This window comes from Alistipes sp. (assembly GCF_048465635.1).
In the GTDB taxonomy this organism is placed as follows: Bacteria; Bacteroidota; Bacteroidia; order Bacteroidales; family Rikenellaceae; genus Alistipes.
Genome location: NZ_DBFWLF010000017.1, coordinates 189871 through 204733 on the forward strand (window position 1 = coordinate 189871; position 14863 = coordinate 204733).

Here is a 14863-nt window from a genome sequence, read left to right on the forward strand (position 1 = left end):
CCGAAGTGCGCCGAAGCCTGTAAGGTCGGCGCACTTGTTTGTTATTATAGTGTTATGGACAGAGAGACATTGCTTCGATTCATGCGTTGCGAAGCCACGGCGGAAGAGGAATCGGCCGTGCTGACGTGGCTGGCAGCCAATCCCGAACACCGGCGGGAGATGGACCGGTACGACGCGGCTTACAACGCGATGGTGCTGCATGCGCCCGAGGCGGCGCAGCTCCGCCGCCGGAAGGTGTTCACGCTGCGCCGCGTGCTGCGTTTCACGGCTGCGGCCGCTGCGGCGATCTTGCTGATGGCCGGCAGCGGGTGGTACTTCAGCGTCCGGCAGATGAAGCGTCTGGCGGGCGAGCTGACCTCGATCATCGTTCCCGACGGACAGCGCATCAGCATGAAATTGCAGGACGGCTCCGTCATCTGGCTCAACGCGGGTACGACGATGGACTATCCCACGGCGTTCGCCGGCGACAGCCGCCGCGTGCGGCTTTCGGGCGAGGCGATGTTCGAGGTTGCGCCCGATGCGAAGCGCCCGTTCATCGTCGAGACCTTCGCCTGCGACGTGGAGGTGCTCGGCACGAAGTTCAACGTGCAGGCCGACGAGCAGGCCGGACGCTTCTCGACCGCGCTGATGCGCGGCCGCGTGCGGGTGGTCAACCACCTCTCGGCCGGCGAGCAGGTCATTCTCCGTCCCGACGAGTGCGTGACGTTGGTGGGGGGCCATCTCAACCTCGAGCAGATCGACAACCACGACGACTTCCTCTGGACGCAGGGCATCATCAGCCTGAAGGACGCCTCGTTCGGAGAGTTGATCCCCCGGATCGAGAAGTCGTACGGCATCCGCATCAAGGTGCTGCGCGACGACCTGCCGCGCCTGAGCTGCCGCGGCAAACTCCGCATTTCGGACGGCATCGAACATGCGATGCGCATCCTGCAGACCGGAGCCGACTTTACCTACGAGATCAACCGCGAGACCAACGAGATTTATATTCGATAATCGACCGATAAACTATTGTAGAACCTAAAAAACCGACCTGCCTATGCCGTAGAACAGCCGACCTCGCTACGCGTCTATGGAATGAAAAAAGGAGCTGCAGACCCCTAAAACCTGCAGCTCACGCGGACCATAGACCTTTACATTTCCACTCAGTGTAAGACTATTGATCCTTAATTCACAAAATTATGAATAAAATAAGTATTCAGCAATTCAAAATGCTGTTTACCGTCGTATTTGCCGCCTGCCTGTCCCTGCTTCCGCGGGAGACGTATGCGCAGGGTGTCCGGGTGACCCTCGACATGGATAAGGCCCAACTCGGACAGGTCATGAGCCGGATCGAGCAGCAGACCAGCTACCTCTTCGTCTATAACGAAGGTCTCGATCTCAAGCAGGCCGTCAGCGTACATGCAAAAGAGCTGCCGCTGACCGCCGTGCTGGACCAGATGCTCGAAAACACCTCCATCGCCTACAAGATCAGCGGCACGAACATCGTCCTCTCGCCCAAGCAGGCGGCCGACAATGCGCCCGTAACCGTCTCGGGTACGGTCCTCGATGCCCAGGGTCAGCCGATTATCGGTGCCGCGGTGATCGTCAAGGACACCACACTCGGCACGAGCACCGGAGTGGCCGGAGAATACACCCTGCAAATTCCCCCCCCCCGCATCTTCGGCTGTCTTGGTTGTCAACTATTTAGGCTATGAGACGGTAGAAATTCCCGTCGGCAGCCGCACCACCCTCGACATCACCCTGAAAGAGTCGGCCGTCAGCATGGACGCCGTCGTGGTGACCGCCCTGGGTATCAAGCGTTCGGAGAAGGCGCTGTCCTACAATGCGCAACAGGTCAATTCGGAGGATATCGTGGCCGTCAAGGACGCCAACTTCATCAACTCGCTCAACGGCAAGGTCGCCGGTCTGAATATCAACACCTCTTCGTCGGGTATCGGCGGCGCTTCGAAGGTGGTCATGCGCGGTTCGAAGTCGATCGAGCAGTCGTCCAATGCGCTCTACGTGATCGACGGTATTCCGATGTGCAACTTCCGCGGCGACGGAGGCAAGGAGTTCGAATCGCAGGGTTCGTCGGAGGCCATCGCCGACCTCAATCCCGAGGACATCGAGTCGATGACCGTGCTGTCGGGCGCCGCCGCTGCGGCCCTCTACGGTTCTGACGCTGCCAACGGCGCCATCCTCATCAATACGAAAAAGGGTAAGGCCGGCCAGACCACGGTGACCGTCACCAGCAACACCGAAGTGCTCACGCCTTTCGTCATGCCCATGTTCCAGACCCGCTACGGGACGGGCGACATGCTGGCCGGATCGACGACGGGCATCTACTCGTGGGGTTCCCGCCTGAACAGCTTCAACTACCAGGGCTTCGACCCCGCCGACGACTACTTCCAGACCGGCGTCGTGGGAACGGAGACCGTCTCCCTCTCCACGGGCGGCGAGCGCAGCCAGACCTACGCTTCGGCCGGTGCGGTCAACTCGCGCGGCATCACCCCCAACAACGGTTACGACCGTTACAACTTCACTTTCCGCAACACCACCTCGTTCCTCAAGGACAAACTCAAACTGGACGTCGGCGCCAGCTACATCATCCAGAAGGACCGCAACATGGTCAACCAGGGCGTCTACTCCAACCCGCTGGTTTCGGCCTACCTCTTCCCGCGCGGCGACGACTGGTCGGACATCCAGATGTACGAGCGTTACAACACGGCCCGCGGCATTTCCGAGCAGTACTGGCCCACGATGGGAACCGACACCTACCAGATGCAGAACCCCTACTGGATCAACTACCGCAACCTGCGCGAGACGCGCAAGGACCGCTACATGTTCAACGCTACGCTCACGTACGACATTCTCGACTGGCTGTCGGTGGCAGGGCGTATCCGGGTGGACAATTCGAGCAGCAACTTCGAGGAGAAGTATTACGCTTCGACCAACCCGCTGCGTACCGAAATGTCGCCCAACGGACTCTACGGCATCACCAAGACGCACGACAAGCAGACCTACGGCGACGTGATGCTCAACATCAACAAATCCTTCGGCGAGAACTGGACGCTGCAGGCCAACATCGGCGCTTCGATTTCGGACATGCAGTCCGACGCTCTCAAGGTCCGCGGTCCGATCGCCTACGGTCTCCAGACCGGTTACGACAAGGACGGCAACCCGATCAAGGAGCCGAACAACATTCCCAACGTCTTCAACGTCTACAACCTCTCCCGTTCGGCCACCGTGCGCGAGCAGAACGGCTGGCGCGAGCAGGCGCAGTCGATCTTCTTCTCGGCCGAGGTCGGCTTCAAGGGAGCTTACTACCTGACCGTGACGGGCCGTAACGACTGGCCGTCGCAGCTGGCCGGACCCAACTCGGTCAACTCGTCGTTCTTCTATCCCTCGTTCGGTGCGTCGGTGGTCGTCTCGGAGATCATCCCCAACATGCCCAAGAACCTCTCCTACATCAAGCTGCGTACCTCGTACGCTTCGGTAGGTCTGGCTTTCTCGCGCTTCTACGCCAACCCGACCCGCTCGTGGAACGGATCGACCGACAGCTGGAACATCTCCTCGCAAAGCCCGCTCTACGACCTGAAACCCGAGCGCACCAAGTCGTTCGAGGTAGGTCTGACGATGCGCTTCCTGCGCCACTTCAACTTCGACATCTCCTATTATAACACGCGTACGGTCAACCAGACCTTCAATACGGGTATCGCCGCCAGCTCCATGTACAGCAAGGTTTACAAGCAGGACGGCGACGTGCGCAACCGCGGTTTCGAGGCTTCGCTGGGTTACAAGAACACCTGGAACAAATTCTCCTGGGAGACCACTTTCACGGCCAGCGCCAACCGCAACAAGATCATGAAGCTGGGCCAGAGCGTCATCGACCCCAATACGGGCAAGGAGACCCCCATCGGCGACCTGAACGTGGGCGGCATGGGCAACGTGCGCTTCATCCTGCGCGAGGGCGGCTCGCTGGGCGACATCTATTCGCGCGCCGACCTGCGCCGCGATTCGAACGGCGACATCTATCAGGACCCCGACGGCAACATCTTCGTCGACAACAAAACCCAGTCGAAGGATTTCGTCAAACTGGGTTCGGTGTTCCCCGATGCCAACCTGGCGTGGCGCAACGACTTCCGCTGGCGCAACTTCAACTTCGGCTTCCTCGTCACGGCCCGTCTGGGCGGCGTGGTCTACTCGCGCACGCAGGCCGTGCTGGATTACTACGGCGTTTCGGCCACCTCGGCCGATGCGCGCGACGCGGGCGGCGTAACGATCAACGGCAACGACCGGATCGATGCGCAGAAGTGGTATCAGACCATCGCCAACGGCGACACGACGCCCCAGTACTACACCTACTCGGCGACCAACGTCCGCCTGCAGGAGGCGTCGATCGGCTATACGATCCCCCGCAAGAAGCTGGGCGACGTGTGCGACATCACCGTGTCGATCGTGGGCCGCAACCTCTGGATGATCTACAACAAGGCTCCGTTCGATCCCGAGGCGGTCGCTACGATGGACAACTACTATCAGGGCATCGACTACTTCATGATGCCTTCCATGCGCAGCATCGGTTTCAACGTGCGTGTCAAATTCTAACAAGCTAAAACGCCATGAAATATATATCGATAACCAAAACGGCCCTCGCAGCGGCAGCCCTTGCGGCCGCGTCGTGTACGGCCAACTTCGAAGATATCAACCGCAACCCCTACGAGGTTACGGGCGAAGAGATGGAGCGCGACGGCTATAACATGCGTTCGTTCCTGACGACGATGCAGAGCTGGGTGATTCCGACCGACGTCAACCAGTGCCAGTTCACTGACCTGCTGCTGGGCGGTCCCTACGGCGGTTACATCGCCGATGCGAACAGCGGCTTCAACACCGGCAAGTTCTCGACCTACGACCCGCAGTCGAACTGGTCGGAGGTCTTCTACCGCGTGATTTACACCCACCAGATTTCGAACTTCTCGGAGCTGTGCAAGGTCACCGAGGACGAGAAGGCCATCGCCGTGGCGAAGGTGGTGAAGGTCGCCGGCGTCCACCGCGTGGCCGACACCTACGGGCCGATCCCCTACACCAAAGTCGGCACGGGCGTCGATCCGGTTCCCCTCGATTCGGAAGAGGAGGTCTATACGGCCATGTTCAAGGACCTGAACGAAGCCATCGAGGTGCTTACGCGCAATCGGACCAACATGATCTCGGCCGATGCGGACCGTCTCTACGGCGGCAATCTGGAGAAGTGGGGCCGGCTGGCCAACTCGCTCAAGCTGCGCCTGGCCATGCGTATCGTCTATGCCAACCCCACGCTGGCGAAAGAGATGGCCGAACAGGCCGTATCCTCGGAGCTGGGCGTGATCGAGAGCAACGCCGACAACGCCATGTACACGGGCTTCGGCAAGGACGGAAACCCGTTCTACGTCTGCTTCTTCAGCTATAAGTCCGGACAGGGCGACCACCGTATCGCCGCCGACATCACCTCGTTCATGAACGGTTACGACGACCCGCGCCGCGACAACTATTTCAGCGTGTCGACGTTCAAGGGAACGGGCATCACGAACGGCTATATCGGCCTGCGCAACGGCATTCAGATTCCGGAGGACGACCAGATCAACTACTATTCGCTCTACAAGGTCACAGCCTCCACGTCGCTCATGTGGATCAACGCCTCGGAGGTCGCGTTCCTGCGCGCCGAAGGTGCGCTGCGCAACTGGTCGATGGGCGGTGACGCGCAGTCCTTTTACGAGCAGGGCGTCCGTCTGTCGATGGAGCGCTGCGGCGTTGCCGACAAGACGGCCGACTACCTTGCGTCGGAGGCCGTTCCGGGAAGCTACAACGATCCGGCGTTCGGCTTCAACTACACGAACGAGTCGACCATCACCATCCCCTGGAATCCGCTCAACGACGGCGCTTTCGAGGAGAACCTCGAACGCATCATCACCCAGAAGTGGATCGCCAACTTCCCGCTGGGAAGCGAGGCTTGGGCCGACTTCCGCCGTACGGGATATCCGCGCCTGTTCCAGGTGGCGGTCAACAACAACCCCGATATCACCAACCTCAAGCTGGGCGCGCGCCGTCTTACCTATCCGCTGACCGAGTATGAGATCAACGGCGAGACGATCCAGGCGGCCGTCGATCAGTACCTGGGCGGTCAGGACAAGATGTCTGTTCGCCTCTGGTGGGACTGCAATCCCAACGTGAGATAGTAATCAACCCTGAATCTTAAAGATTATGATACGCAGAATCAAGCAATCCATCTTGCCGCTTACGCTCGTTGCCGCCCTCTTCGCGGGAGGCTGCAGCGATCTGGTCGAGCCCGAAGGTCTCGATGTGGTCTATCCTTCGTTCGAGGAGGCGAATCCCGAGCTGTACGCCCAGTACATGCAGACGCTCCGGGAGTATAAGGCAGGTCCGCACAAGGTCGTCTTCCTGACGCTGGAGAACCCCGCCGACGGAGCGATTCCCACGCGTCGCAACGAGCACGTGACCATGATGCCCGACAGCGTGGATTTCATTTCGCTCAACAACCCCGCCGTGCTCCATCCGATGACCGTCGAGGAGATCGAAAAGGTGCACGAGAAGGGGACCCGCACGATCTACAACATCGACTTCGCGGTGCTCGAAGCCGAGTGGGCGCTGAAGCTCAAGAGCAATCCGGATCTTACCGAGGAGGAGGCGCTGGCCTTTATCGCCGCCCGCACCGAAGAGATGCTCGGCTATTGCGATCGGTGGGGCTTTGACGGCATCACCTTCAGCTATGCGGGCCGCACGCTCGAGAGCATGCAGGAGGCCGACCTGGCCATCTATACGGCGCGGCAGGACGCTTTCCTGAACCCGATCCGCACGTGGCGCACGGCGCATCCGTCGCACGTCATGACCTTCCGCGGCAACGCCGTCTATCTGCTGGAGAAGAACCGCACGATCCTCGACGACTGCGATTACCTGATCGTCCCCTCCAACGCAGTCAAGACCTATGACGACCTCTCGTACACCGTCCTGACGGCCATCTCGGCTGCGGGCGTGCCGACCGACCGGGTCGTCGTGACGGCGCAGACCACGCGTCCGGGCGACGACAAGCATATGTTCGGCTACTGGAGCATGACCGACGCCTCCGGCGATCAGATGCGTGCGATCTGGGGCTGCGCCGACTGGATGGTGCGTCCGTCGGATACGTTCGTCCGGGCCGGACTGATGATCGAGGATGCGCAGTACGACTACTACAACCTTACGTTCGTCTATCCCGCGATCCGCGAGGCGATCAGTATGATGAATCCCTCACTCTAAAACCCGACAAGCCATGAAATTCAATCGTTATATACTGGTTCTTACGACCCTCGCCGCGGCGGCACTGACCGGCTGCAAGAACGAGGACCTCGACAAGCACCACTTCGACAACAAATTCTACATCTCGTCGGCGATTCTCAACGACGACCTGCTGATCAAGGAGGACGAGCCGGACTACACCCGTACGATCGAGACGCGTCTGGCACAGCCCGTCGAAGAGGCGGTGACCGTGACGCTGGAGGCGATGCCGCAGCTGACGGCCGATTACAACATGATCTACCGCGACCAGGCCGTGGCCCTGCCCGCCGAATACTACGAGCTGCCTCAGAAGCAGGTCACCATCGAAGCGGGTGCGGTCTCGGGCGACCCGGTCGAAGTGCTCTTCAAGGGGCTTAACACGCTCGACAAGAAGACGCGTTACGTGCTTCCGGTGACCGTTACCGACTGCAACGGCGTCGACCGCCTGGACAGCCGCTGCACGGTCTACTACATCGTTCGCGCCGGTGCGCTGATCAACGTGGTGGCCAACATCGCCGAAATGTACTTCACGGTCAACTGGTCCGCCGAGGCGCAGCAGTTGGTCAAGGGCATGAAGTCCGTGACGGTCGAGGCGCTGCTCCGCAGTTCGGATTGGATCGCCGACCGCGGCGACCCGCTGAGCACGGTCTTCGGCATCGAGGGCTACTTCCTGATCCGTGTGGGCGACAGCGACCGTCCGCGCGACCAGTTGCAGATGGTGGCCCCCTCGGGCGGCAACTGGCCCGAGCCGAACGTGGCTCCGGGGCTTCCGGTCAACGAGTGGGTGCACATTGCTATCGTATGGGATGCCGCGACCGGCGAACGCTACTACTACCAGAACGGCGAGCAGGTAGCTTATTCTAATGCGCCGCTCTCCGGTTCGGTGACGCTGACCGGCCAATCGAACGGTTGCTACATCGGCAAGGCGTGGAACAACGAGCGCTGGCTGCCCGGTGAAATCTCGGAGCTGCGCATCTGGGGCGTCCAGCGCACCGCCGAGGAGATCCGCGACAACATGTACGACGTCAGCCCTACGACGCCGGGTCTGGTGGCCTACTGGAAGTTCAACGACGGCGCCGGCAGCCAGATCAAGGACTATGCCCACGGCACGAACCTCACCGCAACGGGCGGCACGCCCGAGTGGATTCCGGTGAGCCTTCCCGTAATCGAATAATAAATTTGCAAAAGATGAAAACGAGCTATTTCAAATCAGGCATACTTGCCGCGGCCGCCGCACTGTTGTGCGCTGCGACGACCGTCTCCTGCAAGGACGATATTTATGTCGGCGAGTGGAACGGCAGCGCTCCGATCGAAGGCGGAATGGCCGGAACCGGCGCTACGATCTCCGACGGTGAGACCAACCAGGCCGAGAACTCCGTCGAATTGTGGAGCGAGAGCTATTCGACCGACGTGAAACTCCACCTGACGCGCGTTCCCGAGGGCTTCAAGGCCACGGCTGCGTTCGACGCCGCCTATCTGGAGGAGTACAACGCCGCCAACCACACCGACTACCTGCTCTATCCCGCCGACAAAGTTCTCTTCGAGAACGAAGGCGCTTTCACGGCCGTTGCGGGCGGAGAGTTCAAGGTGGGTATGGCCGTCTCGGCCGCCGAGGACCTCGAGGTCGGCAAGACCTACATGATTCCCGTCGCCGTCACGGCTTCCGGAGTGACCTTCAAGCAGACCCACTGCGTCTACCTGATGCAGGACATGCGGTCGCTGCCGAACTGCCATAAGGGCGAGGATATGGCCAAAGGCTTCCTCTTCTTCGAGGTGAACGACGTGAACCCGCTGAACGCCCTGTCGTTCGAGCTGGAGAACGGCAAGCTGCTCTGGGACGTGATCTGCCTCTTCTCGGGCAATATCAACCACCACAGCGAGCGCAACGCTCCCTACCTGAAGTGCAACCCGCAGGTGCAGTTCCTGCTGGACAACAACGAGACCTACCTCCAGCCGCTGCGCAAGCGGGGCATGAAGGTGGTGATGGGTGTGCTGGGTAATCACGACCAGGCCGGCGTGGCGCAGCTTTCGGCGCTCGGCGCACGTGTTTTCGCCGAGGATATGGCCAATGTCTGCGAGGTCTACAACCTGGACGGCGTCTGCTTCGACGACGAGTATTCGACCGGTCCCGATCTGACCAATCCCTGCTATACGAATCGCAGTACCGCAGCTGCCGCCCGTCTCTGCTACGAGACTCGGCAGCGGATGCCCGACAAACTGATAGTTGCTTACTGCTACGGCTCCTTCAGCATTTACAGCTTCCCGGAAGAAGTCGAGGGTTCCGATATTTCGGAGTGGGTGGATATTGCCGTAGCTGACTATGGCGGAACGTCAGCCCCCAAAGGTAAGATGACCTGGTCGCAGTGCTCGGGTATCTCGATGGAGTTCAACCGCGGATCGGGGGGCAATTTCAACAGCTCCGCCGGCCAAAGGATGCTCGATAAGGGATACGGCTGGTTCATGGGCTTCGCACCCGATCCGCTAAAGAGAGCGGACGGTTCGGACATTGTGATAAAAAATCATTGGCAGGACATTTTCAACCGGATGAAGGGCGGTCCCGAAACAATTTACGGTTCGGGGCTGAAGGACCCGACGACGTTCTACTTCTTCGCCGATCCCAAGCCGTATAAATATCCGGAAGATCTGCCCAATCGTTACACCCGTCCGGAAGTCTGACCGACCCGGGAAAGGATTACGTTTCACTTCACGCCCTCCGGCCGGACCTCCGGGTCCGGCCCGGGCTGGGCTAACTAACCGAAAAACAGCAAACAATGAAAACAATACGTAAATCCGCGTTGCTCTTCGCCCTTCTGGTGGGCGGTGCGGCGCTCTTTACCGGTTGCCGCGAGGACGAGACGGTCGATCTGGCCGGCTATCCCGAAACTCCGGCCGGCATTGCGATCGCCGGAACGGACAAAACATCGGCGACTTATCAGGGAACCTACGACGAAACGGGCGAACTGAAACTCTCCGGTTCGATGTCGAAGAACTACGTCGTCACGCTGGCGCAGGCCAGCCCCGAGAATGTCTACGTCCGCGTGGAACCGATCGTGGTGAATCTCCCGGCGGACCAGGTCACGATCAGCGCCACGGAGCTGGTCATCCCCGCCGGCAGCGTCGCTTCGGAGACGATCGAACTTACTTTCGACGATACGGACATGCAGTTCATGGCCGACGAGCTCGCGGGGATGGTCTACGAGCTGGGCGTACGCATTACGGCGGTCGAGGGCTTTCAGGTATCCCTTTCGACGACCGAGGCCAAGGTCTCGGTGGAGAAAGTTCCCTACCTTGCAACGGCTTCGACCGTGCTTGAAGACGGCGGTAGCGAAGCGCTTTTCAAACGTAAGTATTATGACGGGACGATTCTCAACGAGGAGCCGATCGCGTGTACGTTGAAGATCGTGCTGGATCGTCCGGTGGTCAAAGACACGAAGTTTGTGCTGAAGTCGTCCGGCATTCCGGAGGCGTTCCAAAAGGACGAGACCATCACGCCCGCCGAGGTGACGGTTGCCGCCGGCGAGAAGGAGTCGGAGGCGATGACCTGGACGCTGACCGATGATTTCCTGCTGACCAGCGAGGACCCCGAAACGCACCATATCGTACTGCGGGCCGAGCCGGTCGACGGGGGTGCGACGGTGTCCGGTTCGGATGCCAATGTCGAGGTTACCGTTTCGAAGACCTTCAGCTTGCTGGACTTCCTCACGGAACCCAATCCCGACTGGGTACAATACGATACGACCGGATGGAACGGTGAAACGAACGGTTACGGTGATATTCCCGATCTGTTCGACGGCAGTCTCAATACCGATGTTTATGTAAGCAGCTGGGGTGGGGAAGGCTATCTCTGGTTTACGATCGACATGCTGGAAGCCCGTGAGATTCATGGTGTTATCATGACGCAGTACGGCTCGATCAAGTACATGGGCGAACGGTTCGCGCTTTCCACTTCGGACGACGGGGAGACCTGGACACAACTGGGTGAGCTTTTGACCGACGAAATAAGTTCATCTCCTTACTACATTACCTTCCGCAAGCCCGTTACGGCCCGATACATCAAGTACGAAGGATGGAAGGGCAGCAAGTATGCTCCCGACATCGCCGAGTTCTACGTACAGGGTAAAAAGTAACCGGAAGTCGTAACCAAGCGACTCCGATCCGCAAATGACCGCCGCGCGGCCCGGGTATGAGCAACACCGGCCGCGCGGTTTTTTTACCGTCCGCTCCCCGCTGCCGCTCCGATGCGGCCGGGCGGGCGCAGGCAGCCGGAACGTCTTGCGGAATCGGAAATTTATGCTTACTTTTATCCGATCTTAACAACCTAACAAACAAGCAGACAAATGGAGTGCAAATACAAAATCGAGGGGGAACCCCTGCCCGACATGCCGTGGCAGGAGCGTCCCGCCGGCAGCAACGAAGTGCTTTGGCGCTATTCGGCCAATCCGATCATCGGACGCCATGCGCTTTCGACCTCGAACTCGATCTTCAATTCGGCCGTCGTTCCGTTCCGAAAAGGCGAATACAACTACGCGGGCGTCTTCCGCTGCGACGATACGAACCGCCGCATGCGCATCCACGTCGGCTTCTCGGTCGACGGCCTCAAGTGGGACATCCGCGAGGAGGATTTCCGACTGACGGGCGCCGACGCGGAAGTGGGCGAGTGGGTCTACGGCTACGACCCGCGCGTTGCGAAGATCGGGGACAAGTACTACGTCACCTGGTGCAACGGCTACCACGGCCCGACGATCGGCGTGGCGTGGACCGAGGATTTCGAGACGTTCCACCAGCAAGAAAACGCCTTCCTGCCCTATAACCGCAACGGGGTGCTCTTCCCCCGCAAGATCAACGGGAATTTCGCCATGCTCTCGCGTCCGAGCGACACGGGCCACACGGCTTTCGGCGACATCTTCTACTCGGAAAGCCCCGACATGGAGTTCTGGGGCCGCCACCGCCACGTCATGTCGCCCGCACCGTTCGAGGTGAGCGCCTGGCAGTGCATGAAGATCGGCGCGGGTCCCGTTCCGATCGAGACCTCGGAGGGGTGGCTGTTGTTCTATCACGGCGTGCTGCGCTCGTGCAACGGCTACGTCTATGCGTTCGGCTCGGCGCTGCTCGACCGCGAGCAGCCGTGGAAGGTCACGGCCCGCAGTGGTCCGTATCTGATTTCGCCGCGCGAGCTGTACGAGTGTACGGGCGACGTACCCAACGTGACGTTCCCCTGCGCCGCGCTGCACGACCCTGCGACGGGCCGCATCGCCGTCTACTACGGCTGCGCCGACACGGTGACGGGTGTGGCGTTCGGCTATATCCCGGAGATCATCGACTTCACGAAGAAAAACAGCATCCTATGAGACGGCTCGCGCTGCTGACGGCCCTCGCCTTCGCGCTGACCGCCCGGGCGCAGGAGCCGGCATCTTGGGTCGATCCGTTCATCGGGACGACCAATTTCGGGACGTGCAACCCCGGCGCGGTCACGCCCAACGGCATGATGGCTGTCGTGCCGTTCAACGTCATGGGGTCGGATGCGAACCTTTACGACAAGGACGCGCGCTGGTGGTCGACGCCCTACGAATACCAAAACAGCTTCTTCACGGGCTTCGCGCACGGGGCGCTGAGCGGCGTGGGCTGTCCCGAGCTGGGGGCGCTCTTGACGATGGCCGCGACGGGTGAGCTGACGGTGGATTACCGCAAGTACGGCTGCGCCGTCGCCGACCAGACCGCCTCGCCGGGCTATTACGCCGCCACGCTCTCGAAATACGGTATTCGCGCCGAAGCGACCGCCACGCCCCGCACCTCCGCCGAGCGGTATACATTTCCGGGCGGCGAGGGGCATCTTCTGCTGAATCTGGGCGAGGGGCTGACCAACGAGAGCGGGGCCGTGGTGCGCCGCGTGAGCGCCACGGAGATCGAGGGCATGAAGTTGCTGGGCACGTTCTGCTACAACCCGCAAAAGGTCTTTCCGGTCTACTTCGTGCTGCGCGTGTCGAAAACCCCGTCGGCTTCGGGCTACTGGAAGAAGCAGCGGAAGATGACCGGCGTGGAGGCGGAGTGGACGCCCGACAACGGGAAATACAAGCTCTATACGGAGTACGGCCGCGAACTGGCCGGCGACGACGTGGGCTACTGGTTCACCTTCGACGACCTCGCCGCAGGTGAACAGGTGGAGGTGCGCATGGGTATCTCCTACGTCTCGGCGGAAAATGCGCGCCGCAACCTCGATACGGAGCAGCCTGCGGGCACTACGTTCGATGCGATCCGCGCCGAGGCCCGCCGCCGCTGGAACGACGATCTGGGCCGCATCCGCGTTGCGGGCGGCACGGACGCGCAGAAGCGGGTCTTCTACACGGCGCTCTACCATGCGCTGATCCACCCCAACCTGCTGAACGACGTGAACGGCGAATACCCGCTGATGGAGCGCAGCGGCGAGGTCGGTGTGACGGAGGGCGACCGCTATACGGTCTTCTCGCTGTGGGACACCTACCGCAACGTCCACCAGCTGCTGACGCTGGTCTACCCCGAGCGGCAGACCGACATGGTCCGCTCGATGGTCGGCATGTACCGCGAGTGGGGGTGGCTGCCGCGCTGGGAGCTTTACGGCCGCGAGACCTTCACGATGGAGGGCGATCCGGCCATCCCGGTGATCGTCGACACGTGGATGAAGGGGCTGCGCGATTTCGACCTTACGACGGCCTACGAAGCGATGCGCAAGTCGGCCACGACGCCCGGGGCGCAGAACCGTCTGCGGCCCGACATCGACCCCTATATCGAGCGGGGCTACATTCCGCTGGGCCACTTCGCGCAGGACCTCGCGGGCGACGTTTCGGTTTCGCATGCGCTGGAGTACTACGTGGCCGACGCGGCGCTCGCCCGACTGGCCGATTCATTGGGCTACAAGGACGATGCGGCGCTCTTTCGCGCCCGCTCGCTGGGTTATCGCCATTATTACGACAAGGAGTTCGGGACGCTGCGGCCCATCACGCAGGACGGAACGTTCCTCACCCCCTTCGATCCGCGGGCGGGCGAGAACTTCACCACCGCGCCCGGCTTCCACGAGGGGACGGCCTGGAACTACACGTTCTACGTGCCGCACGACGTGGAGGGGCTGACCCGGTTGATGGGCGGCCGGCGGAAGTTCGTCGACAAGCTCCAAATGGTCTTCGACGAGGGGCTGTACGACCCGGCGAACGAACCCGACATCGCCTATGCCTACCTTTTCAGCCGCTTCCGCGGCGAGGAGTGGCGCACGCAACAGCAGACGCGGCGATTGCTGGAGCGATACTTCACCACCGCGTCCGACGGCATTCCCGGCAACGACGACACGGGCACGATGTCCGCCTGGGCCGTCTTCACCATGCTGGGTTTCTATCCCGACTGCCCGGGCGAACCCTGCTACACGCTTACGGCTCCCACCTTCCAGCGGGCCGAGATCGACACGCCGCGCGGCACGCTCGTCATCGAGCGGCAGGGCGAGGGGTATATCGACCGGATGACGCTCGGCGGAAAGCCGCTGACCGCATACCGCCTTACGCACGACGAACTGCTCCGGGGCGGCCGCCTGACCTTCCACCTCGAAAACCGCTGA

The 14863-nt window shown here is 61.0% G+C and carries 8 protein-coding genes and 1 pseudogene; all 9 read left to right on the plus strand.

The window, feature by feature from the left end:
- The first annotated feature begins 54 nt into the window (after window positions 1-54).
- Window positions 55-993 (plus strand): FecR family protein, encoded by a 939-nt coding sequence (locus ACMO9O_RS07190; protein ID WP_418983153.1) that lies wholly within the window; start codon window positions 55-57, stop codon window positions 991-993.
- Between the two features lie 185 nt (window positions 994-1178).
- Window positions 1179-4584: pseudogene (locus ACMO9O_RS07195) on the plus strand (SusC/RagA family TonB-linked outer membrane protein).
- Between the two features lie 14 nt (window positions 4585-4598).
- Window positions 4599-6188, plus strand: coding sequence for a SusD/RagB family nutrient-binding outer membrane lipoprotein (locus ACMO9O_RS07200; RefSeq protein WP_418983154.1), 1590 nt, complete (start codon window positions 4599-4601; stop codon window positions 6186-6188).
- Between the two features lie 25 nt (window positions 6189-6213).
- Window positions 6214-7266: a glycoside hydrolase family 18 gene (locus ACMO9O_RS07205; RefSeq protein ID WP_418983155.1), complete on the plus strand. Its 1053-nt coding sequence runs from the start codon at window positions 6214-6216 to the stop codon at window positions 7264-7266.
- Between the two features lie 13 nt (window positions 7267-7279).
- Window positions 7280-8458: a DUF1735 and LamG domain-containing protein gene (locus tag ACMO9O_RS07210; protein ID WP_418983156.1), complete on the plus strand. Its 1179-nt coding sequence runs from the start codon at window positions 7280-7282 to the stop codon at window positions 8456-8458.
- 14 nt (window positions 8459-8472) lie between these two features.
- The gene (locus ACMO9O_RS07215) at window positions 8473-9960 is read left to right on the plus strand and encodes a BT_3987 domain-containing protein (protein WP_418983157.1); all 1488 of its coding nucleotides are present in this window, start codon (window positions 8473-8475) and stop codon (window positions 9958-9960) included.
- A gap of 95 nt (window positions 9961-10055) precedes the next feature.
- Window positions 10056-11411, plus strand: coding sequence for a DUF4989 domain-containing protein (locus ACMO9O_RS07220; RefSeq protein ID WP_418983159.1), 1356 nt, complete (start codon window positions 10056-10058; stop codon window positions 11409-11411).
- A gap of 210 nt (window positions 11412-11621) precedes the next feature.
- Complete coding sequence (locus ACMO9O_RS07225) at window positions 11622-12632, plus strand: glycoside hydrolase family 130 protein (protein WP_418983160.1); 1011 nt, start codon at window positions 11622-11624, stop codon at window positions 12630-12632.
- On the plus strand, window positions 12629-14863 hold the full coding sequence (locus ACMO9O_RS07230) for a GH92 family glycosyl hydrolase (protein ID WP_418983161.1): 2235 nt from the start codon (window positions 12629-12631) through the stop codon (window positions 14861-14863). The genes ACMO9O_RS07225 and ACMO9O_RS07230 overlap by 4 nt, the downstream gene beginning before the upstream one ends.